The 25,404-nt window shown below is 38.9% G+C and carries 15 protein-coding genes; 6 read left to right on the top strand and 9 right to left on the bottom strand.

Annotated features, from left to right (window positions below; all coding sequences use genetic code 11):
- Positions 1-298: 298 nt before the first annotated feature.
- The 6 genes from DC498_RS20260 to DC498_RS20235 all read left to right on the top strand — a co-directional run bounded on the left by DC498_RS20260 (position 299) and on the right by DC498_RS20235 (position 7,689).
- Complete coding sequence (locus DC498_RS20260; protein ID WP_116875986.1) at positions 299-973, top strand: porin family protein; 675 nt, start codon at positions 299-301, stop codon at positions 971-973.
- Positions 974-1,106: 133 nt separating this feature from the next.
- Positions 1,107-1,541: a lipocalin family protein gene (locus tag DC498_RS20255; protein WP_116875985.1), complete on the top strand. Its 435-nt coding sequence runs from the start codon at positions 1,107-1,109 to the stop codon at positions 1,539-1,541.
- A 331-nt stretch (positions 1,542-1,872) separates the two neighbouring features.
- Positions 1,873-2,853 carry a glycoside hydrolase family 43 protein gene (locus tag DC498_RS20250; RefSeq protein ID WP_240628060.1) on the top strand — a complete coding sequence of 327 codons (981 nt, stop codon included), beginning with the start codon at positions 1,873-1,875 and terminating at the stop codon, positions 2,851-2,853.
- Positions 2,854-2,878: 25 nt separating this feature from the next.
- Positions 2,879-4,189, top strand: a complete 1,311-nt coding sequence (locus DC498_RS20245) for a bifunctional folylpolyglutamate synthase/dihydrofolate synthase (protein ID WP_116875983.1) — start codon at positions 2,879-2,881, stop codon at positions 4,187-4,189.
- A 103-nt stretch (positions 4,190-4,292) separates the two neighbouring features.
- Positions 4,293-5,387 (top strand): acyltransferase family protein, encoded by a 1,095-nt coding sequence (locus DC498_RS20240; RefSeq protein ID WP_165813911.1) that lies wholly within the window; start codon positions 4,293-4,295, stop codon positions 5,385-5,387.
- 10 nt (positions 5,388-5,397) lie between these two features.
- Positions 5,398-7,689 carry a glycosyl hydrolase family 95 catalytic domain-containing protein gene (locus DC498_RS20235; RefSeq protein WP_240628059.1) on the top strand — a complete coding sequence of 764 codons (2,292 nt, stop codon included), beginning with the start codon at positions 5,398-5,400 and terminating at the stop codon, positions 7,687-7,689.
- 25 nt (positions 7,690-7,714) lie between these two features.
- On the opposite strand, the gene DC498_RS20230 is transcribed toward DC498_RS20235, so the two are convergent.
- From DC498_RS20230 to DC498_RS20190, 9 genes are all read right to left on the bottom strand, one after another.
- Positions 7,715-8,401, bottom strand: a complete 687-nt coding sequence (locus tag DC498_RS20230; RefSeq protein WP_116875981.1) for a C40 family peptidase — start codon at positions 8,399-8,401, stop codon at positions 7,715-7,717.
- A gap of 140 nt (positions 8,402-8,541) precedes the next feature.
- A complete protein-coding gene (locus DC498_RS20225; protein ID WP_116875980.1) occupies positions 8,542-10,977 on the bottom strand; it encodes an ABC transporter permease in 2,436 nt (811 codons plus the stop codon).
- 66 nt (positions 10,978-11,043) lie between these two features.
- Complete coding sequence (locus DC498_RS20220; protein WP_116875979.1) at positions 11,044-11,283, bottom strand: hypothetical protein; 240 nt, start codon at positions 11,281-11,283, stop codon at positions 11,044-11,046.
- Positions 11,284-11,305: 22 nt separating this feature from the next.
- Positions 11,306-13,726, bottom strand: coding sequence for an ABC transporter permease (locus DC498_RS20215; protein WP_116875978.1), 2,421 nt, complete (start codon positions 13,724-13,726; stop codon positions 11,306-11,308).
- Between the two features lie 105 nt (positions 13,727-13,831).
- Positions 13,832-16,207 carry an ABC transporter permease gene (locus DC498_RS20210; RefSeq protein WP_206197708.1) on the bottom strand — a complete coding sequence of 792 codons (2,376 nt, stop codon included), beginning with the start codon at positions 16,205-16,207 and terminating at the stop codon, positions 13,832-13,834.
- Positions 16,208-16,336: 129 nt separating this feature from the next.
- Positions 16,337-18,688, bottom strand: a complete 2,352-nt coding sequence (locus tag DC498_RS20205) for an ABC transporter permease (RefSeq protein ID WP_116875976.1) — start codon at positions 18,686-18,688, stop codon at positions 16,337-16,339.
- A 106-nt stretch (positions 18,689-18,794) separates the two neighbouring features.
- Positions 18,795-21,194, bottom strand: coding sequence for an ABC transporter permease (locus DC498_RS20200; RefSeq protein WP_116875975.1), 2,400 nt, complete (start codon positions 21,192-21,194; stop codon positions 18,795-18,797).
- 275 nt (positions 21,195-21,469) lie between these two features.
- Entirely contained in the window at positions 21,470-22,753 is a 1,284-nt protein-coding gene (locus DC498_RS20195) for a Gfo/Idh/MocA family protein (RefSeq protein WP_116875989.1), read from the bottom strand.
- Positions 22,754-22,970: 217 nt separating this feature from the next.
- Positions 22,971-25,355 carry an ABC transporter permease gene (locus tag DC498_RS20190; RefSeq protein ID WP_116875974.1) on the bottom strand — a complete coding sequence of 795 codons (2,385 nt, stop codon included), beginning with the start codon at positions 25,353-25,355 and terminating at the stop codon, positions 22,971-22,973.
- Between the last annotated feature and the right edge of the window lie 49 nt (positions 25,356-25,404).

Here is a 25,404-nt window from a genome sequence, read left to right as displayed (position 1 = left end):
TAACTCTCTGACTACTTTTTGCTTAAAGCTAATACTATACCGGATCACCGTTTGGACATCTCTTGTCATGGTATTACAGATTTTTTTGTTCTTAAATCTGTCTACTTATGCTAGGACAAGACACTGACTGCTGATACCTGATAGCTGATAGCTGATAGCTGACAGCCTGTGGCTTTAATTCCCCAATTCATCAATTATCATAAGATAAAAATAACTGAATAAGCATACTTCTTCTTTAACGCCTGTGCTTATGCGAAGTTGGCAAGCGTTTTGAAAAAAGTATATCAAAATTTATTGTATGAAAAAAGTTGTTGCTCTTTTCGGAACGTGTATGCTGCTTGGTATTGTTGCTGTTAAAGCTCAAAAAGCAGGTGTCATGGTAAAAGCAGGTCTTAACCTTGCCAATGTTACTGTTGATAAAGACGGAGCTGTAGATGATGCAAGAGGCATCGCGTCATTCCATGCAGGTCTGCAGGCTGATCTTCCCATCACAAGATTTTTTGCTATTCAACCGGGATTGTTTTTTACAGGTAAGGGAACAAAGGTTGAATGGAATAGTATCACCTCCTCTACCAAACCCTATTACCTCGAGTTGCCCGTAAACGCGGTCATAAAACTTCCGTTGGGTGAAGATGCCAGTTTCTTTTTTGGCGCAGGACCTTATGTAGCAATGGGTGTTGGCGGAAAGAATAAAATATCAGGAAGTTTTGCAGGTATTGATTTCAAGCGTACTGAAAATATCAAATTTTCTGATGACGATCCATTTACAGAAGGTGAACAAGGTGCAGGTTATGGAATTATGAGGAGGTTTGATTATGGCTTGAACGGCACCCTGGGTTTAGAAGGTAAGAGAGCATTGTTTTCTGTTAATTATGGTTTAGGGCTCGCAAAGCTTCAGTCAGGCACTTCAAGCTCAGAAGATGAGTTAGGCAAACACAGGGTACTGAGCTTTAGTGTTGGTATCAAATTATAGTAACTGATTTATTTCCTGTAACCTTATAGAATACAATAGACAGCTTCCTGCAGATGGAAGCTGCTTTATTTTTATAATATATATACTTATTGTTAAAAAAATACGTTATTGCATTAAACCCAAATATCTATTTATGAAAATCAAACATTTACTTTTCGCGGTAGTAGCTTTTGCTGTACTGGGCACATTTGCATCCTGTAAAAAAGAAGATAAAAAATCAAAAACCGAATTGCTTACTGCAGGTACATGGAAAATAAAAGCATTTGTTGCTAAAAGCGGTGCTGTCACAGTTGATATGTTAGCTGCGCAGGATGAATGTTATAAAGACAACCTGTATACCTTTAAAGCGGATAAAACACTTATTATAGATGAAGGCGCCGAAAAATGTGATGAAGAGGACGATCAATCTTATATAACTAGCTGGAGTTTTTCAGACAATGAAAGCAAAATTACGGTAGACGAAGAAATTTCTTCAATTGTATCGTTAACTACCACTGAATTTAAAGTCAGCTCTTCCGTAACTGAAGATGGTCAGACATACACTTATGAAATGACTTTCGGTCATTAATCCTGTATGATAATATTGCAGAAAGGTTGCTGAAAAGCAGCCTTTTCCTGTTTGGGTATATTCCAAATAGCCCATCGCTTTTCCCTCGCCGCTGCGCGGAGAGGAATAAAAAACCTGCCTGTTGGCAGCTACCCTGCAGACCCGGTGTTTAAATAGCTTCAGCTGCACCTATATTGCCGGGTTTTATCAATATTAAAGTATCTATTTGTCTATACAAGGCAACTGTTGGCAGGCGGGAGGGCAACTAAATATGCAGCGATAATTTAAAATGCACCCCTGTTTTATTCCCACGCTACTCTTAAAGAATTCAATTAGATTTGCTCACAAAAAAGTGAAGCGAATATTTGTAACCATTGCTGTTCTGGCGCTAAGTGTAATATCATTTGCACAAAATAAAAAAACCGTTACTTCCGGCAATCCCCTTTTTAAAGGCTGGTATGCAGATCCAGAAGGAATTATTTTTGGAAAGCAATACTGGATATATCCTACTTTTTCCGCACCTTATAATAAACAGGTATTTCTCGACGCATTCTCTTCACCGGATTTAATTACCTGGTCAAAACATTCCCGCATATTGGATACAGCGGCAATTAAATGGGCCAGGCGTGCTATGTGGGCGCCGGCCATTGTTGAGAAATCCGGGAAATATTATTTGTTTTTTGGTGCCAACGATATTCAGAATGATAATGAAAAAGGTGGTATAGGTGTAGCTGTTGCAGATAAGCCTGAAGGACCTTTTAAAGATCATCTCGGCAAACCATTAATTGATAAATTTCACAATGGCGCGCAACCCATAGACCAGTTTGTATTTAAAGACAAAGACGGCAAGTATTATATTATCTATGGCGGTTGGCGGCATTGCAATATTGCCAGGCTTAATGATGATTTTACTGGCTTCATACCATTTGAAGATGGAACAATATTTAAAGAAATTACCCCGGAAAGTTATGTAGAAGGACCTTTTATGTTTATCCGTAATGGCAAATATTATTTCATGTGGTCAGAAGGCGGATGGACCGGACCCAATTATAGCGTAGCTTATGCAATAGCTGATTCTCCATTTGGCCCTTTTCAACGCGTAGGAAAAATTTTGCAGCAGGATCCTGCAATCGCGAATGGGGCAGGGCATCATTCTGTGATACAGGTCCCGGGCAAAGACGAATGGTATATTGTATATCATCGCCGGCCTATAACAGAAACGGATGGCAATTCCAGGGAGACCTGCATTGAACATATGTATTTTGATGAAAATGGTTTTATTAAACCTGTAATTATTACTAAAGAAGGAGTTAGAAAACGCAAGCTCAAATAATGCTCCTTTTATCGCTTCTGTTGATATGACTTATAAAGAAACAATTGAGTACCTGTACACAGCATTGCCCATGTTCAGCCGTATTGGTGATGCTGCTATAAAGAAAGATTTAACCAATACCATCATCCTTTGCGATCGGTTGGGCAATCCACATCATAAGTTTAAAACCGTACATATTGCCGGCACCAATGGAAAAGGATCTGTTAGTCATATGCTGTCGGCTGTTTTTCAAAATGCAGGTTATCGCACAGGTTTATATACTTCACCGCATTTAAAAGATTTCCGGGAACGTATTAAAGTGAACGGTGAAATGGTAAGTGAAGATTTTGTTGCGCAGTTCACTCAAAAAATCACACCGCTTATTGCAGAAATACAACCTTCGTTTTTTGAAATAACAGTTGCAATGGCATTCGAGTATTTTGCCGAAATGCAGGTAGACGTTGCCGTTATTGAAACCGGTTTGGGCGGCAGGCTTGACAGTACCAACGTGGTAAACCCGGAGGTTTCCGTGATTACCAACATTGGTATGGATCATATGCACCTGTTGGGAAATACATTAGCGGCAATTGCATTTGAAAAAGCAGGTATTATCAAACAGGATGTTCCTGTAGTAATTGGTGAAGCAAATGCTGAAACATCGGATGTGTTTACTGATGTATCCCGGGCAAAGCATGCGCCTATTATTTTTGCTGACCAGGTAAGGTATACAGAAGATCATATTTATAAAGCCCATCGTTTACACATTACCGTAGTAAACAAGGCGGATAATGAAAAGAAAGATTTCAGCCTTGATCTTACCGGTTTATACCAGGCAAAAAATGTAGTTACAGTGCTTGCCGTTACAGATGCGCTGAAGCATAAGGGCTGGAATATCTCCGGTGAAAATATACATGCCGGATTGAATAATGTAAAAAAGCTTACAGGCTTACATGGCAGGTGGGAACAGGTTGGTCACAAGCCTGATGTTTTTATTGATGTAGCGCACAATGAAGATGGCATTAAACAACTGGTTGCCCAGGCAGAGTGGATGGATTTTCACGAACTGCATATCGTAATGGGCATGGTAAAAGATAAGGATATTGAAAAGGTGCTGGCGCTTTTGCCCAAAGAAGCAAACTATTATTTTACAAAAGCGCAAATTCCCCGTGCATTGCCTGAAAATGAGCTTGCAGCGAAAGCACTACAATACCATCTTCATGGTCATCACTACCCTGATGTAAATGCTGCTGTTAAAGCCGCCATACAAAAGGCGCACCAGGATGATTTGATCATTGTATGCGGCAGTGTATTTGTGGTGGGAGAATTAGAAGTGAGTCATATTTTTAAACACAAATAAACGAATAACAATTGCGTATCCTGTACAATCTTAAATCACCCCGCACATGCGGAATGCCGGAATTCGCGGCCAGAATATTTATCATTTATGCTCAATACACACTATGCTAAAATCTGATATTGGTTTCCCGGGGTCAAAACCCCATTATTATTTACTGGATGGATTAAGAGGCGTTGCCGCAATAATAGTATTGATTTTCCATTTCCTGGAATACATATTTCCATATCATAAAGATAGTCACCTGGGGCACGGGTATCTTGCCGTGGATTTTTTCTTCGCCCTATCCGGTTTTGTAATTGGTTATGCTTACGACCAGCGCATTAAAACAAATGGCATGGGTAATTTCTTCAGGAACAGGTTGATCCGTTTACACCCAATGGTGATACTGGGAGCTGTGCTGGGATTGCTGTCCTATGTATTTAATCCTTTTGCGAATAATATTGCAGATGCAGGATGGACAAATACAATCCTTGCATTTATTGCAACTCTGTTATTGATCCCGCTTGCGATCTTACCAAACCAGGCAGATAATGTTTTTCCGTTAAATCCTCCATCATGGTCTTTGTCTACAGAATACATTGCCAATATTTTTTACGCGTTTGTATTAAGCCGTATCTCAAAAAAAATACTCTTGCTATTGTATCTTGTTTTTGCAGGCTGGCTTATATATATCGCCAAACAAAGAGGCTGGCTTATCATGGGTTGGGAATCTCACTACTATTTTGACGGATGGGCAAGAACTGCTTTCTCTTTTACTACAGGACTGGTGTTATTCCGATTTAATGTTGTTATCAAAAATAAAATACCCGCGTTTGTATTATTGCTCCTGTTAGGTTTGGTTTTCTTTATTCCGCATGCAGATAATGACTGGACGAGGGAGCTGGTAATCGTAATGCTTATATTCCCTTTTATAATAGCATTATCGGCAGGCGTAAATACCAGCGGCTTTATACAACAGTTATGTATCTTTTTAGGAAGATTATCATACCCGTTGTACATGACACATTATTTTTGTGTATCGGTTTTCGGCTCTTACTATCTTTCGCATAAGCCATCCGGCGCAACATTATGGATGATTGTAATTATATTAATCATCTTTATACTTGTGTTTTCTTATATTGTTATGCGTTTTTATGACGAACCTGTGCGTAAATATCTCATGCGCAAATGGGTGAACAAAAGCATTGATAAAAAATAATTTTCGGATCATGTTTATCTCTTCTGTAAAAGCAAAGCTCTTCCTTTTGTCAGTATTTTTATTTTGCTGTTTGATTTCACCATCACAACCTCTTCCTCAGCACAATTTACAATTTGATAAGCTTGCTGAACGCTGGGATGAAGCAATGCCGCTCGGTAATGGCATGCTTGGCGCATTGATATGGCAAAAAGAAAATAAACTTCGCCTATCTCTTGATCGTGCAGACCTGTGGGATGAACGCAAAGCGCTTGATCTCTCAAAATTTAATTTTAAATGGGTGGAGCAGCAGGTATTGAAAAAAAATTATGCGCCTGTTCAAAAACTGGGTGATCATCCATATGATAATACTCCGTACCCTACCAAATTGCCGGCTGCAGCTATGGAGTTTGATATAAGCAGGTTGGGAAGGGTTGTATCAAACACATTATATATCAACAACGCGTGGAATGCCACCAGGTTTGAAAGCGGGGTTGTATTTAACTGCTATATACATGCGCAAAAAAATACCGGGTATTTTGGATTTGAAAATTTGCCGGGCACTGAAGATATTACCAGGCTACTGACGCCCGGGCTTATCGTACATAATTACAACAGTGGTAAAACTACCATTCAGGATGGCAACAGCAAAGCAGGCGAAGGACTGGAAAAACTGGGTTATGCCAAAGGTACGGTTACAGCAACCGCAAACACCATCCATTACCGTCAACCTACATACGATGGACATTTCTACGAAGTAAAAATTATATGGCAGCAATTTCCCGGCAATAAAATAATCGGCGCCTGGGTAATTGAAAAAGATAAACCGGCTGCATTAAAGCTTTTGGATACTTCTTTAAAAGAACCTACCGGCTGGGATACACATACAGCCTGGTGGGATGAGTTTTGGAAAAAATCATCACTTCGGTTACCCGACCCTGTTATTGAGAAGCAATACTATCTTGAAATGTATAAGCTGGGATGTGTGGCACGCAAAGGTGCTCCTGCAATTACCTTGCAGGCTGTATGGACTGCCGACAATGGCAGCCTGCCACCCTGGAAAGGCGATTTTCATAATGATCTGAATACACAACTGAGCTATTGGCCAACATATACCGGCAACCGGTTGGCAGAAGGCGCTACGTTTACAGACTGGCTCTGGTCAATCCGCCCCAAAAACCTGCAATACACCAAACAATATTTTGGCGTAGAAGGATTGAATGTACCGGGTGTAGTAACGCTGAGCGGCGATCCGATGGGCGGATGGATACAATATTCATTATCTCCAACTGTTGTTGCCTGGTGTGCACAACATTTTTACTGGCAATGGAAATACTCGATGGATAATATATTTCTTAAAGACAGGGCATATCCTTATCTGCATGAAGCTGCTGTCTATCTTGAAAATATTACAAGAGTGAAAGACGGTGTAAGGACATTACCGCTCAGTTCAAGCCCTGAATACAATAATAACCGCATTGATGCCTGGTTTTTGCAATGGAGCAATTTTGACCTTTCTCTTGCAAAATATTTATTTACTGTTGCAGGTGAAGCTGCAACAGCAATGGAAAAAAATGAAGAAGCAAAGCATTGGAACAAGATATTAAAACAATTGCCGGATTATGAAGTTAATGCAACAGGATTTACAGTTGCGCCCGGGCAAAACCTTAATGAATCACACCGCCATATGTCTCAATATATGGCAATATATCCGTTGGTATTATTGGATGTAAATAACCCCGCTGATAAAACCATCATAGAAAATTCGCTGAAGCGTATTGAAGAAAAAGGAACACGTGAATGGTGCGGGTATTCATTTGCCTGGATGGCATCGTTATATGCAAGAGCGTATAAGGCAGACAGTGCAGTAAAGCAGTTAAAAATATTCGCGTTAAACTTCTGTTCGCCCAATAGTTTTCATTTGAATGGAGATCAGAAAGGAGGACAATACTCAAATTTTACTTACCGCCCTTTTACGCTTGAAGGTAATTTTGCATTTGCACAGGGAGTACATGAACTGCTGTTGCAAAGCCGAAATGGATATATACAGGTTTTTCCTGCTGTTCCGGATGATTGGACAGCGGTATCATTTACGGATCTGCGTGCTGAAGGCGCTTTTTTGATAAGCGCTAAAAAAGAAAACGGCGTGCCCTCTGCCGTAAAAGTTATTGCAGAAAAAGATGGTATGCTCAATATCAAACTGCCTTTCAAAACATGGCTTTCAAAAAGTATTGACAGGCGTTTAATCAAACAAAGCGAACAGGGAATAATTTCTGTTGTTTTAAAAAAGGGACAAACGGTAGTGTTTGAAAATGGGTACGAGTAGGGCATTTTTTGAAGTATACAGCATATTACCTGCTTCCGGTACCCGTTCCCGTTATCTTTTCATCTATTACCCTGCCTGCTCCTTTAAATCTTTTACTCCAGTAGGTTTCGTGCAGGCTGCTGATCATTACGCCGCTTGAAGAAGAAGCATGTACAAACTGGTCATCCTGCAGGTATATGCCCACATGTGTAATGGCATTTGCCCTTCGGGAAGTATTAAAAAAAACCATATCGCCTTCCTTAAGCTCATTAAAGTCGATAGGTATGCAATAACCTTTTTGCGCCACAGCGGTGCGTGGTACGGATAGATTATATATGGAAGACATGAGTGTTTGTGTAAAAGCGGAACAGTCCACCCCTTTCTGTGTTGAACCACCCATGCGGTAAGGTGTGCCCCACCAGTTATCAATAAATGAATATAAATCAGCATTAATCAGCTTCTCCACCTCAATATTCATTTTGATAGCGTATTTAAATTGCACGAGATCACCTCTCTCAATATTGAAGGGAGTGAGAAAAATTATTTTGGGCGCTGACCTGCGCTCAGGCATTTCCGGCAGTTGCTCATCATTATTATTTAATGCATTGGCATTATCTGTGCGCCCCGGCGTACTGATCCTAACGGATGCTTCTTTGGACTTAGCCCCCGATCTTGTGCTGCGACAACTACTGAAAAAAACAAGAAGCATAATAAAATAAATGAATAACCTCAAACCTCTTCATTTTTGGCGCAAGTTATCTTACAAAAATCAAACCAGCAATAGCATTCACATGCTTCCCACCCTGTATTTCATCAGCCTGTACTGAATTTAGGCGCCCCTCCGCATTGCATGGAGAGGTGGCGGGGTGAGGTCTACTCGGTTCTCAAACTCTTAACCGGATTGGCTGTCGCGACTTTAACAGCACGAGATCCTATAGTGATAACAGCCAAAACAATTGTAGCGAGCCCGGCAAGTGCAAACATCCACCATTGTATTTCTACACGATAAACAAAATCTGTTAACCACCGGTTCATTGCCCACCAGGCTATCGGCATAGCTATTACGATAGATATAATAATCAATTTCACATAGTCCTTTACAAACAATGTTACAATTCCCATAACATGGGCACCCAATACTTTTCTGATGCCAATTTCTTTTGTTCGTTGCCAGGCCATTAATGTTGCCAAGCCAAATAAACCAAGGCAGCTTACAAAAATCATAATAGCGGCAGCTATACTGATTAACTTGGCAGTCTGCCGTTCCTTTTTATAGATTGCTTCTATTGATTCATCATAAAATTTAAATTTAAAAGTATCCGGCGGGTAGAATTTATACCATTCCCTTTCAATTTTTTGTATAGTCTGTTGCCACTGGCCCATTGAATTTTTTAGCCTGATATGTAAAGAAGTCAATCCATCCCAGTTATTCATCATTGCTAATGGTTCTATAGGTTTGTAAAAATCCTGGGTATGAAAATCTTTTATTACTCCAACAACAGGAACCTTTGCATTGCCTAATTGATTAATCATTTTTCCTATAGCGGCTTCTGGTGTTGCAAATCCAAAACTTTTAACTGCAGTTTCGTTCAATATAATTTCTGACAATGTATCCGAGGGAAAAATATTTCTTCCTGCCAGTAACTTCATTTCATAAAATCCCAGATATGATGTATCAATTCCTTTTTTAAAAACCTGAACCTTTATTAACTCGCCTTTATCATTTGTTATTTGAAACGGACTTGAAGAATAAGCCTGCGACAATGGTTCAGAGCCAATTACCGCTTCAACGCCTGGAATTCTTTTAATGCGATCAAGCAATGCAACTTCCCTGCCCTTGTATGCAGGTGTTCTGGCATACTGCCAGGGAACACCTGCCAATACCACTGCATCCTTATTAAAACCCATGTCGGACTTAAGTATAAACTGTAGTTGAGAAGAAACAATAACCGTACAAATAATAAAAACCAATGCAATAACAAACTGAAAAACAATCAGCAGTTTTTGCAGGCTAAAGCCTTTGTAATTTTTTAATCCGAAATTTTTAAATACTTCTACCGTTTTCACTCTTGTAATCAACCATGCAGGATACAAGCCTGCGCATATAACCGTTATCACTAACAATACGCTACCGAACAATAGTATATCTTGAATACTGCTACCAGGTCGCACTCCTTGCGGAATAATGTCCCGCAACAATGCAAAACCCAACCAGGTTGTAACAACAGCAACCAGGCAGGCCATGATTACTGTAAAACCTGTTTCACATAAAAACTGTAATATCAACTGGCCTTTTGTGCCACCAAGTGTTTTGCGTATACCAATATCTTTTCCCCTTTGCGGTATTTGTGCCACACTCATATTAATGTAATTAATGCAAGCAAGCATAAGCAAAAATATAGCAATGCCCAGCAAACCATTAAGTACTGTTTTACTAACCCGGGCTGGGGCATAATAGTCTGATATGTCAGTTGCAAAATGAATATTTTTCAGCGGATACAAAACATAACTTCTCCCCTTCTTTATTTGCTCACCTCTTTCTTTGCCAAATTCCATCCAATACTTTTCATCAATCTTATTAAGATTATCTGTGAGCGCCTTTATACCAGTCGTATTTTTCAATTGTAAATAAAGATGTACGTTGCCGTTTGTATTTGTCCACTCACCCAAAGGATATACCTTTTCCTTTAATACTATAAATTCGGTGCTGGTAAACTGTGTTGGTTCTGTAAAATCTTCAACAATACCTGTAACTTTCCGGTTAACTGTGTCACGCCCGAAATAAGTGATGGTTTTATTCAAAATCATTTCAGGCTTCATATTGGGAAAATACATATCTGCTTTGCTTTTGGTTAGCACTACACCTGCTATATCGCTTAAAGCTTTTTCTTTATTTCCGGCAAGCCATTTATATGTAAGCATTTTAAAATAAGATGGCGTAACAGCAGCAATACCTTCCGGTGATTGTTTAATAAACGGTTGATTATTTCGTTGCACCTCTATACTCGTAACCCATTCATTATATACCGGAACAATATTTTCTATTCCCGGCAGCTCATTCAATGCCTGATACAATGGACTGGCTGCAGCACCCATCATTGATTTATTTTCTCCCGAAAACACTGACACTACCTGGTAAATATTTCCCTTTTTGTCCAACGCTGAATCATAACTATGTTCAAAATGTACAATACGGTAAATAATCCAGCAGGACGCAATACCTACTGCCAGGCCTAACACATTTAAAAATGTAAACACTTTTTTTACCTGCAGATGCCGCCATGCGGTTTTAAAATAATTTCTGATCATATGCCAAGCATTAGAAGTATAATAAAAAATATAAACGGCTTACAATTCGTGTTCTACAAATAAATTTCATTCATTGCTCATTCTTTTTAAATGTGCATTCAATGCTTCTCTGCTACCTTCAGGTACCGGGAATTTCATATAGTTCCAAAATTCAGTTATCAAATTGCAGCTATCGGCTAACGCTGCATTTCTGCTTAAAATATCATCCAATTCCTTCAACTCCTCTTTCGTTGCTTCATTACTCAGTTTTTTTGCCATTAGCTTCCATATCTTGTCTTCTATCATATCATCATATTCACCTTGCATAAGGGCATTCAGTTTGCAACAGTTATTCAGTTCGTAATGATTTTACAGGATTAGCCATAGCAGCTTTTATAGCCTGAAAGCTGATAGTTATAACGGCTATCGCCAATGCAACGCCGCCCGCTGCAATAAATACCATCCAACTTACAGGAATACGATATGCAAAATCATTCAACCAGTTAGATATAATATACCAGGCAACAGGCCATGCTATTACATTAGCAATCAATACCAGTTTAATAAAATCTTTAGAAAGTGTAGCCGTAATATTACCAACACTTGCGCCCAGTACTTTTCTTATGCCAATTTCTTTCACTCTTTTTTCAGCGGCATAAGATGACAACCCAAATAATCCAAGACAAGATATCACTACCGCCAATACTGCCAGTATGCCTACTACTTTACTTACCTGCGAATCAGCTTTATACAATTCTGCAAAATGTTCATCTAAAAAACTATATTCAAAAGGGCTGCCCGGCATTAATTTATTCCATACAGATTCAACATAACTGATAGCTTCTTTTGCTTTTGAGCCGTTAATCTTTACAGACATTTCGCTAAATCCAACATCAGCTTTATTGAATATGCTCAGCGTTTCAATTTTATGATGAAGCGAGTTGAAATTAAAATCTTTCGCAACGCCAATAATTGTTCCGGCGGTATCTAATCCATCAAAGCTGAAACCAAATTTTTTTCCAAGTAGAGATTCGAATGGCTGTCCCGGATCATCTTTAAGTAATTCCTTAGCCATGGTTTCATTCACAATATAAGTTCTGCCATTATCGGCTGCATTCCCGTTATTAAAATTTCTGCCGGCAACCAGTTTAATATTATACAGGGTAAGATAATCAGGGTCAACCACCACCTGCGATGAAGCCATGCTTCTTGCGGGGCCTTTACCACTATGAAAAGTAAACCCGCTTTGGTGAAGATTGTTGCCGAGGGTTTGTCTTGATCCTGTTGTAGCCACTACAAGCGGATTGCCTTTGAGCTCTGTTTTAAGCGCATTAAATTTTGGTGAGGTTGCCCTATCGAGTGGTATAATCATCACCTGCTCCTTATCAAAACCTGTGTCCTTCTTTTCCATATATCTCAATTGCCGTACAGCAAACACTGTGGCAATAATTAAAAATATAGCGCTGGAAAACTGAGTAACCACCAATATATTACGAAGCATTGGTACGCTTTTTCCTGACTGTGCACCTCCCTTTAATACCTTAATAGTGTTGAACGATGATAGAAATAATGCAGGATAAATACCAGATATAAACCCGAGCAATAAAGCAGCGCCGAACAGCGATATTAGCCATTGAGCATTGCTGAATAATGGAAGCCTTAACTCTCTTCCACTTAATTGGCTCATATATGGCAAAAACAAAACTGCCAATAAAATGGCCAACACAAAAGCCATCAGGGTGAGCAATATGGATTCCCCGATAAATTGTAATGAAAGCTGTGATCTTTTTGCTCCAACAGATTTACGTATACCAACCTCCTTGGCGCGTTCCGCAGATTTAGCTGTAGACAAATTCATGAAATTTATTGCAGCAATCAACAATATGATAATACCAATTACAGAGAACAGGTAGGTATATGTTTTATTGAATTTTTGATAGTTTACATAATCGTGTGTGATATTGGCTGATGCCGCATGCACATCTTTTAAGGGCTGCAAAAAAAGTTCATAAAACTTCCAGTTATCATTTGCAGACATGTGCCTTTTAAGGTAAGCCGGAAACTTTGCTTCCATTGCTTCAGTATTTGTGCCCGGGGCAAGTTGCAGGTAAGTAACCAGCCAGTTGCCTCCCCAGTTTTCCATATGTTGCGGGCGGACAATAGTACTGAAAGAAAACAATGCATCAAATTGAAGATGACTATTTTCTGGCACATCATCCATTATTCCGGTAACCTTAAAATTTATAGTATCTCCTATATAATGAACAATTGTTTTACCAATAGGATTTTCACTGCCAAATATTTTATGAGCCGTCTCCCTGGTTAACACTACACTATTGGGTGTTTGTAATACAACATTCCTGTTACCATTGCTTACACTAAAATCAAACATCCGGAGAAAAGTAGAATCAACAAAGAAGGCTTTTTCAAGATATATTTTTTTATCTCCATAATTCAAATCATATTTTTCCTGTTGCCTTACTCTTGCAAAATTCTCCACTTCAGGGAACTCACTTTTCAGTGTAGGTCCCATAGGAAACATAGATAACGCAACGTTTTGTGGTTCCACCATCCCCTCAAACTTCTGTACCTCATTAAGCCGGTATATATTCTTTGTATGGAATCCGTCAAAATTTTTTTCGTACAATACAAATACCAGTATCACCAGGCAAGCAGCCATACCAATTGCCAGCCCTATGATATTAATAGAAGAAAAAACTTTGTTTTTCCAAAGATTTCTACAAGCAATTTTTAAATAATTCCTGAACATACCTGGCTCATTTTTTATACTGATTGTTTATTATTTCACTTACTCAAATCTCCATACAGTATTTACATTCCTTATAATTCCGTTATCCCATATTCCAACATCAGGTCATTCTGACCGGAGAGACTTTATCGGGTTTATTACCGCCGCTTTCACTGCCTGCCAGCAAATGGTTAGCAGTGCTATAGATAACACTGCAATACCTGCTATAGCAAATACATCCCAGGTTATTTTTATCCTGTACACATAATCCTCAAGCCATTTGTTCATCAGCAGCCAGCTAACAGGTACAGCCACACATACTGCAATAAGGATGAGCTTTAAAAAATTTCCTGTCAACAACCCAAAAAGATTAGGAACAGAAGCTCCAAGTACTTTGCGAATGCTAATCTCCTTACTCCGTTGTTCGGCCATATAAGCGGCTAAAGCAAATAATCCTAAGCAGGCAACAATTATGGCGAGTATGGAAAAAGCGGTAAAAATATATTCCATGCGCTGCACATCTGCATACATTAATGCATAGCCCTGATCCATAAAATCAAAACGCATGGTTTGATGTGGCACAAATGTCTTCCAGTTTTTTTCGATACCAGCAAGCGTCTCTTTCATATCAGAAGCATTCACCTTCACAGAAACGATACTGTTGCTATTTCCCAACACCATACATAGCGGATCTACTTTCTGTTTTATACTTTCGAAATAAAAATTATCTACTACGCCAATAACAGTAAGATGTTCATAGCCATTTGAAATTCTTTTTCCAACTACATTTCCTCCTCCAATTTGATCAGCGAATGCTTTATTAATAATCGCTCCTGCACTATCTGTTCCCATAGTTGTCGAAAAATTTCGTCCTTCAATAATTCGCATACCGAGCGTAGAAATATAATTTTCATCTATCACCCAGCGTTGTCCCTGTATCCGATTCTCATCTTTGCCTTCTTCCCAAAACGGATTACCATTTCTTTTACCGGTTACAGGCAGATAATCGCTTACGGAAACATTTTTCACCACCGGCAGCTTCAACAATTCATTCCTGAAGGCAACCGTTTGCTTACCCAGTACATCAGCTCCTTTTATCATAATTACCTGGTCTTTATTAAATCCGGTATCAGAATGCATGATATAGTTCATTTGCCGATAAACCACCATTGTGCCGATGAGCAGAATAATGGAAATACTAAATTGAAATACTACTAATGCACTGCGTAATCTCGTATTCCGGCTACCCAGGCTCAGGTTACCTTTTAATGTATTAATTGGTTTGAAATGGGAGAGGTAAAAAGCAGGATATAATCCTGCGAATATGCCTACTATAAAACAGGCAGCAAGAAGCAGTGGAACAAGCCACCATTCACTCCAGGGTAGCGTGAGGTGTGTATTGGCAGCTTTGTTGAACAGTGGTAATACCATAACAGCAATGATTGTTGCTACAAAAAAGGAAAAAAGACTGTACAACATAGATTCCGTAAGGAATTGTTTAATAAGACTGCTGCGACTGGAACCTATCACTTTGCGTAAACCAACCTCCTTTCCTCTATTAGCGGAACGAGCAGTTGAAAGATTTAAAAAATTAATGCAGGCTAATACCAAAATGAATATAGCAATGGCTGAAAACAAGTACACAAAACGAATATCACCATATTTTATACTAGTATCTTCCAAACCATAGGAATGCAGATGAATATCCGTTAAGGGCTGCAGATAAAGGTGTGCGCTTTTCCAAATATCTTCTACACTTTTTTTGCCTCCTGCTGCGGGAATCATATACTTATTAATAACATCGGCACTAATTTTTTTATTAAAATTTTGCACATCCACGTTTGGTTTCAATTGCAGATAGATAACATAATTACTCTGGTTCCAGTTTTCCTGTTCGCCATCGCCAAAGCTTAATCCAGCTAAAGAAATAAAGCCTCTGTATTGCAGGTGTGAATTGAGTGGAAAATCCTGCATTACACCACCCACTTTGACCGGGATACGGTCATTAAAAGTCATGGTTTGCCCTACCGGATTCTGATTAGGAAAATACTTATCTGCCATACTTTTACAAAGTACTACTGATGCGGGTTCAGAAAGAGCCCTGGTTCTGTCGCCATAAATCATATGTACGTTCAGCATGTTCAACAACGTTGTGTCTGCAAAGCAAAATCCTGTTTCGTAAGTATTTACCTGCTGGTCTGCTCTTCTCACCTGGTTATTGGCGCTTCCGAATAATTCATTACTCATAATACGGGCCGCAGATTCTATCTCCGGAAAATCATTCAACAATGCTTTTGCCATGGGAGCAGGAAAAGAAATACCATTGTGCGCTTCTCCATTAACTGTAGCTTCTCCAATAATTCTATAGATGCGATCTTTATTGGGATTATCTTTATCATAACTCATCTCATTACTCACATATAAAGCAATGAGCAGGCAAGCCGCAATACCGATAGCAAAGCCTCCTATATTAATAAGCGTAAAAAAGTTTTGCTTCTGCATATTGCGCCATGCAATTTTTATATAGGTTTTTAGCATTATAATCTTGAGGTTTATTATTTATAATTGTTGCCAGTTTCACATTTGGGTTTTGGCTTTCTATATTCTGCTTATTATCACTTCCCTTTATGCTCACTCCGTTCTTAATGATTTTATCGGGTTAGACATTGCTGCTTTTATAGTATTGAGACTTACAACAGCCAACGCTATAAAAAACATCAAAAATCCAACAACAATAAAAACCCATATATCAATATGAATGCGATAATTGTATTTACCAAGCCATTCGCTCATTAACCAGTAAGTAAGGGGAACTGCAATTACGAATGCTATTATCACCAGCTTTAAAAATTCTTTTGATATCAGTATTAGCAATTGCTGAACAGTTGCGCCCAGTACCTTACGCACGCCAATCTCACGAAACCGCTTTTCTATTGTAAAGGATGCCAGCCCTGCAAGCCCAAGGCAGCAGATAAATATTGCCAGAATGGAAAAAATGTTGGCGAGCCTGCCAATCAATTCTTCTGTGGTAAACTTTTTTTGAAATTCCTGGTCAACAAACTTGTATTCAAAAGGCACCGAAGGATTATATTTCTTAAATATACCTTCTAATATTGAAATTGCTTTTTTCACCGGCACGCCTGGTTTTATGCGCATTGTATTCATACTTGAGCTATTACCATCAAACAGCATCAACATCGGATATGGTTTTTCATAAGGCGAAGTCATGATTATATTGTCCGTTACACCTGTGACAGTATATGTTCTCCCATAACGCATTTTCATACCAACAGGATTTTTAAGCTTCATCGCATCTACAGCCGCTTTATTTAAGAGCATGGAAACAGAGTCAGCAGGTGTTCCCGTAAAATCATGACCTTCTAACATTTTTATACCCATTGCTTTTGTAAAATCAACATCGGCAGACAGTCCTCCCATAATTATTTGCGCGTTGGCTGGCTTGCCATCATAATCCGGGGCACCGGTATTCCACCAAACTTCAGTAATAGGCGAAGACGTTCTGGTTACGCCGGCAATAATGCCTGATGCAAGCAAATCATTTTTTATCGCAGCAAAATTTTTATCAGTATCCGGCGTAGATGGGATCATTATAAGATCATTGGGATTATACCCTATATCCCTGTTTTTAACGTATTGCATCTGCTGGTAAACAATAACTGTGGCTGATATCAGTAAAATAGAAATTACAAACTGTAAAGTAACCAGCACATGTCTCGGCAATACCGTTCGCTTACCTGAAACATTTATTCCCTTCAACACTTTTACGGGATTAAAGGAAGACAGGTGCAGTGCCGGATAGCTACCGGCGACAAAACCTGTGAATATAATCACACCCAACGCCATCAACCAGAATACGGGTTGCATTATATGTAAAGAAAGCTGCTTGTCTACCAATATATTAAATGATGGTAATAATAAAACAACTACAATAATGGCAAGCGCAAACGCAATGAACGTTAAAATAAATGATTCACAAAAAAATTGTGTAATCAATTGTTTCTTTCCTGATCCCAGTGCTTTTCTTATACCAACTTCTTTTGCACGCTTTTCGCTTCTTGCCGTAGAAAGGTTCATGAAATTAATGCATGCTACCAACAGGATGATTATGGCAATTACAGAAAATAACTGTACCTGTTCAATCAGTCCACCGATATTCTTTCCATTTTCAAAAGCACTGTATAACCGCCAGTGGTCCATTGGAAAAACGAAATAACTGCTGATCTCATCATTCCCATGCGCTCTCTTTGTTTGGGTAATGGTTTTATTTAATAAGGCAGTATCAACTCCGGGCGCTGTTTCTATAAATACATTCCATGAGGAGTTGATCCATTCATTCATTGAAGCTTTTATATCAGGGTCGTCATAATTAAATGGCCTTATCCAGTCGAACTGAAAGGTAGAATTTCCCGGCGGGTCTTTAACTATCCCACTTACTTTTACATTCCTGCTGTTATCTATCACCAAAACTTTATTAATAGGATCCTCGTTTCCGAAAAAAGCCGTTGCTGCATTTTCTGTAAGAACAACAGATGCAGGGTCTTTTAATGCAGTTGCAGCATTGCCTTTAATAAACTGCCATGAGAAAATATCAAAGAAATGATCGCTTACCACATACCCTTTTTTCTTTATTTTATTATTGTTGTAAGCAAGTAAGTTTTGCTGCTGATACGTTGTAACAACAGCATGCTTTATTTGCGGAGAGCTATTTTCAAGTGCATTTGCAAAAGGCAGCGCCATACTTCTGTCTGTAAAAACCTGGTTTTTAAAATCCCGGTTGGCGATAACCTGGTATATATTTTTATAATTCTTTTGAAACCTGTCGAAAGTGAGTTCATCATACACCCACAATAAAATAAAAACAGCTGACGAAATACCAATGGTTAATCCAAAAATATTGGTGAGGGAAAACCCCTTGTTTCTAAGTAGATTCCGCCATGCGGTTTTAAAATAATTTTTGAACATTTGAAATTTGAAGTTTAAGATTTGAAATAGCTGTCAGCTTTAAGCTATCAGCATTCAGCCATAGGTGTTTTACTTCTCGCTACTTACATCTTATTTCTTCCTACCCTCACTCCGTTCTCAAACTCTTTACCGGGTTTGTCACCGCCGCTTTTATTGCCTGGAAGCTCACTGTAATCAACGCTATAGCTATTACCAGTAATGCCGCGGCCGCAAACATCTGCCAGCCTATGGTAATGCGGTAAGGATAATTTTCAAGCCATTTATTGGAAGCCATCCATGCCAAAGGAACAGCAATAACCAACGCTATTAAAACCAGCTTTAAAAAATCTTTGGAAAGAATAGTAACCAGCCCGTTAACCGAAGCGCCCAATACTTTACGTATACCTATTTCCTTTGTACGTTTTTCAGCAGAAAGTACAGACAATCCAAATAACCCGATGCAGGAAATAAAAATGGTGAGTATAGCGCCAAATAAAATAATCTGCTTCCATTTTGCTTCTCTTTCATACTCTTTTAGCTTCTGCTGATCTTTAAATACATAACTGTATGGGTTCATGGGATAAAATTTCCTGAAAGCTTTTTGAATATAATTGAGCGACTGTGTTTCAGTTCCCGGCTTTACCCTGATATCATATAATCCATACCCATTATCTTTCTTCATTGTAAACATCTGCGGCCCGATCTTTTGATTCAATGCTTTATTATGATAATCTTTTACCACGCCGATTACCGTATAGATTTCATTGTTATTATAAAAGAAATTAACCGTCTCTCCTATCGGCTCCTTCCACCCTGCTTTTTGTACAAACGATTCGTTCACTAATATGGAATGCGCCGCATCACCCGGATAGTCTTTTGAAAAATTTCTTCCTTTTACAACAGGAATTTTCATTAATGGTATATAGGCCTCATCTACTGTTTCATAATCAAACTGCATACTGGAATCGTTGGCTGTTTTTGCTCCTGTCATCCATCCTCCGGAATTTTTCAATGCTACTTCAAGCACATCCGGATTTTTCAGCAACTCAGCTTTAAATAAAGCCCCTTCATCATACTTTATCTGGTCTTTATACAATTCAATCACGTTATGATCATCATATCCAAGATCTTTATGTGTGAGGTAATTGAACTGCGCATAAATGGTAAATGTGGCAATGATTAAAAAAGAAGCGAGTGAAAACTGTAAAACCACCAGTGATTTCTGCAAATAGTTTTTGCCCTTTAAATTAAACCTGCTGTATAAAGTTTCTACAGGATTATAACCCGATAAGATCAGCGCAGGATAGAACCCGGAAAGCAATCCCGTTAAAATAAAAAGCAAAATGTATCCGCCGATTAGTTCAGCATCAAACAAATAGGAAAAACTCAATGCTTTGTTAGCAAGATCATTGAATAAGGGAAGTATCGCCCACACCAATATTATTGCAAGCGAAAAGGCGATAAAACAAAGTACAAATGATTCTCCGAGGAACTGGTATATTAACTGCCTCCTGTCGCCGCCAACAACTTTACGGATACCTATTTCTTTAGCACGTTTTACCGAGCGTGCAACAGTAAGGTTTACAAAATTTATACAGGCAATCAACAAAACAAATAAAGCAATACCCGATAATATATATGAATACATGGGGTTACTTGCATTGGTTAACCCGTTTTGCGCAGGCAATTCGGTGTTCATATGCATATCTGTATAAGGCTGTAAATAATACGTACCCATTGAAGCATCCTCTCCTATTCCATATTTCTCTACCATTGCCTTGAAAGTTTTACCTGCATTGGCTACATAAAACTTCTGCATATTACTGTTAATCGTTGATACCTTACTTTCAGGATTAACCACTACAAACGTATTTAGAAAAAAGCTGTACCAATTATCATCATTATGTGCATCCGCTTCAGACTCCCTGAAAGGAAGCAGGATATTAAACTGAATAGAAGAATTTTGGGGAACACGTTTTGCAACAGCCGAAACACGATGCGGAGAAAAAACAGAATCAGCTTTCAGCATTATCATTTTTCCGATAGCATCTGTAGTCCCAAATTGCTTTATGGCTTCATCTTCGGATAATACGATTGATTGGGGATCTTTAAGGCAGGTTTTGGCATCTCCCTGCAACAACGGGAAGCTGAAAACAGTAAAAAAAGACGAATCCACAAATAACAGGTCGTGGCCTTGTATATTGGTGCCTTTTTTTATATCCTGCCGCCCGCTTTGTATACGAACAAAGGATGCTATGCCCGGAACATTAGCCGCAAACCTTGGGCCCTGCAGATAACCGGTACTACTGCTTTTACGTTCTTCACCTCTTTTATTGTTCTTTGATACTATCCTGTAAATATGATCACCATTTTTGTGAAACCTGTCATAACTCACTTCATCTTTTACATAAAGTATAATGAGCATGGCACAAGCCAGCCCAAGGCTTAAACCAAAAATATTGATGAAGGAATAAATTTTGCTGCGCCTGATATTTCTTAAAGCAATGGTGAGATAGTTCTTAAACATACGGTTTTAATTTCCGTGAGTATATATAAATAACTGTTCATGGGAAACAACCGGTATGCCAGCATTCAAACAAATGAAAATCAGTTTTTTACAAGCTTATCATGTAAGGGTGTGTGCGAAAGCGGACGCAGGGTGTACGAAAGCGGACAGTGATAATTTGAAAATGTGGCAATTTGAAAATTTGAAAATGTGTATAGTGCTGCTTCAAACGTGAAAAGTAAGATAAGAAAAATTGTTTTGTACAATCATTTTCAAATTTTCAAATTAATTAATTCTCAAATTAACCTCCACTTCTCTCTCGCCTCTCTGTGCAGCAGTGCGTTTGCTTCTGCATCGTTGATAAATTGCTCAGCAGCGGCGTCCCATTGCAACGGGCGTTTTAAGCGATATGAAATAAGACCAAGATGCATAGGCAATGTCATTTCTCTTGCATAAGCAAGATTTGATTCGGGCTGAGTTCTTGCCTTTACAGCATCCACAAAATTCTGCTGATGGCCCGGTGAACGTTTGATTGATTTAGGAACATAATCAATATCCGTTAAGGTTTCGCCATCCAGCACAATAGCTCGTGAACCATAGTCACACATCAATGTTCCTTTATCTCCTTCAAAATATGCCCCGATGCCTTTCTCAGCCGCACCGGGCACATCAGGCGGTTTGCTTGTCCATAATATTTTAAGATCATCAAATTCATAGTCTATATCAAGCCACCTGGGCACATCCGCAATGCCATCAGCCTTCTCTCCTCTTGCATCAATACGTTTTAACCCTTTGGGCTGTAAGCTCCAGAATACTATATCAGCAATATGACACCAGAAATCGGCAAACACACCACCGGAATAATCAAGAAAATACCTGTAAGTGAAATGACATTTGGCAGGAATGTATTCTGTGTACGGGGCAGGCCCAAGCCACATATCCCAATTGAGCGTTGACGGCACAGGAGCAATTTCAGTATTCTTCAATTCCGGCGGCACACCCGTTTTCCATAAACGAACGGTATGCACTTTACCAATCTTACCGGATTTTATAAGCTCCGCCACGCGATGATAATTATCAGTGGCATGAATCTGGTTACCCATCTGGAAAATACGGTTATACTTATTCATGTTTTCCAGCATTATTTTTCCTTCGCCCGCATCATACGAAAGCGGCTTCTCGCCATACACATCTTTACCAGCCTGGAAGGCAAGCGTAGCTATGGTTGCATGCCAGTGATCAGGCGTTGCACAGGTAATGGCATCAATATCTTTGCGATCGAGTATGCGCCTGAAATCCTCATAGGTTTTAACCTTTGGTCCACCGGGACGAAGTTCTTTCAGTTTATTTTTTGTCTCATTTAAATGAATTTCATCTACATCACATAGTGCCACTATATCTACTTCAGGAATACCGGCAAACCATTTCATATGATTATTACCCATTCCACCTAACCCTATATGGGCTATTCTTAATTTATCACTTGGCGCAAAGGCTTTTAATGAAGATGGAATTACGGCTAAACCCAATGCAGCCATACCGCTGCTTTTAATGAAATTTCTGCGGTTTTGTGAGGTCATAAGCTTATCGTTTAATAATGAGCGTGAGTTTTGAAGGTAAGGAAATTTTGTGAAAAGAAGCAAGTGGGGAGGTATCAGCAGTCTGCTATCAGCGTTAATAAAACGCTTACTTCTTACCACTTACTTCTCTCCCAACACCAGCTCTTACCATTTCCCTAACCGCCTTGAGTTTAGGCACCCTCTTCTCTTTGGGGAGAGGGAAGGGAAGTTGTTGCTACTATTCCGTTCTTAAACTCTTCACCGGGTTTGCAAACGCTGCCTTTATTGCCTGGAAACTTATAGTAAACAATGCAACAAAAATAACCAGCAAAGCTGTGCCTGTAAACATCCAAGCATTAACAGCAATCCGGTAAGGAAAATGTTGTAACCATTTATTTGCAGCAATATATGCAAGCGGGGATGCAATGATTAAAGCTATAACAACTAATTTTATAAAATCTGCCGAAAGTGTTGTGGCAATATGTTGCACAGATGCACCAAGCACTTTACGTATCCCGATTTCTTTGGTTCTTTTTTCTGCCGATAAAACGGATAATCCAAACAGGCCTATGCATGAAATAAATATGGTAAGTATAGCCCCAAACAAAATAATCTGTTTCCATTTTTCAACTTCGGTATACTGATTCCTGTTTTCATCATTCTTAAACCTGTACGAATAAGGCGTCATAGGATAAAATTGCTGATATGTTTTTCGTATCCAATTTAAACTGGCAGCTGCAGTATTGGGCTTTATCCTGATGTAATAAATTCCATATAAACCTCTCATGGAAAACAACTGCGGCGTTATTTTCCGGGTTAATGATGCAAAGTGATAATCTTTTACAACACCTATTACACGATATATTTCATTACTGCTTCCCAAAATGCTTATCGTTTCGCCAACCGGGTTTTTCCAGTTTGCCGCTTTTACAAAACTTTCATTTACAATAACAGATTGCGTAGCATCAGCGGGAAATGCTGTGGAAAAATTCCTTCCTGCTATCAATGGTATCTTTAACAATGGCAGATAATTTTCGTCAATGGTCTCATTGACAAAATACACGGTAGAGCCAGCAGCATTTTTTGTACCGGTATGCCATTCACCGGCATTCTTTACACTTACACCAACAATGTCAGGGTTCCTGAGTAATTCATTTTTAAAAACAGCAGCATCAGTATTTTTCAGCCTGTCTTTATTTACTGTAACAAGATTGTTATCATCATATCCCAAATCTGTTTTGGTTAAAAAATTAAACTGTGCATAGATGATAAATGTTGCAATGATTAAAAATGACGCCAGTGTAAACTGCAATACCACTAATGTTTTTTGCAGATAATTTTTCCCTGCAATCTGAAAACGGCTATATAACGTTTGCACAGGATTATATCCTGACAAAACCAGCGCAGGGTAAAAACCTGCGAGCAAACCTGTAACAAGATATAAGGCAATATAACCCGCTACCAGTTTTGTATCCAGCAAATGAGAAATCGATAAGACCTTATTGGAAAGGGCATTAAACAAAGGAAGCAACAGCTCAGCTAATACAATTGCCAGTATAAAAGCAATAGTACATAAGAAAAAAGATTCTCCGAGAAACTGCATGACAATCTGCTTCCTGTCGCCTCCAATCACTTTTCGAATTCCCACTTCTTTGGCTCTTTTAACGGAACGTGCAACGGTAAGGTTTACAAAATTGATACACGCAATCAATAACACAAATAACGCAATGCCGGAAAGGATATACGAATAAACAGGATTACTTGCATTGGTTAGTCCATTGCCTGCAGGAAGATCGTTGCTCAAATGCATATCAGCATAAGGCTGTAAAAAATAGGTACCCATAGAAAAAGCGTTTGGATCTCCTCCATCAATTTTCAACATTTCTTCAAAAGTGTCCTTTGCATCCGCTATGTAAAAATTTTGCATTTGCTTTTCTACAGTTTGCAGATTTACTTTTTCGTTCAGTACTACAAATGTATTTAAGAAAGAGTTGAACCAGTTATGCGTGTCTTTTGCATCTGCCTCAGATACTTTAAAAGGCAGGAGTATGTCAAACCGTATGGAAGAATTTTGCGGGCAACGTTTTGCAACAGCCGTTACCTCGTAAGGAACAAATATGCTGTCTTCCTTTATCATTACTATTTTACCAACGGCATCGCTTGTGCCGAATTGCCTTTTTGCTGCATCTTCGTTTAATACAATGGTATGTGGTTCTGCCAGGCATGTTTTAGCATTACCCGACAGTAAGGGAAAAGTAAAGGTTGAAAAAAAATTAGCATCTACACGTAATAAATTTTTCGACTGAACTTCTGTTCCGCTTTTTATATCTTCATAGCGGTTCTCTACACGTACAAAAGATTTGATGCCCGGAACGTTTTGTGTGAAACGGGGACCCTGCAAAATGCCTGTGACAGGGATTTTATTTTCTTTTCGCTGCGATACAATGCGATAAATATTGCTTACGTTTTTATGAAACCGGTCAAAGCTTACTTCATCTTTTACATACAACATTATCAACATGGTGCAAACCAAACCAAGACTTAAACCTGCAATGTTGATGAAGGAATAAACCTTATTGCGTGCAAGATTTCTCCACGCCGTTTTAAAATAATTTTTTATCACATTGTAAGTTTTAAGTTGTATGTAGTACGTTATAAATTGTATTCCATTT

The sequence above is a fragment of the Terrimonas sp. genome (assembly GCF_003075435.1).
Taxonomy (GTDB): Bacteria; Bacteroidota; Bacteroidia; order Chitinophagales; family Chitinophagaceae; genus Agriterribacter.
This window is presented reverse-complemented; position numbering and strand designations above follow the sequence as displayed.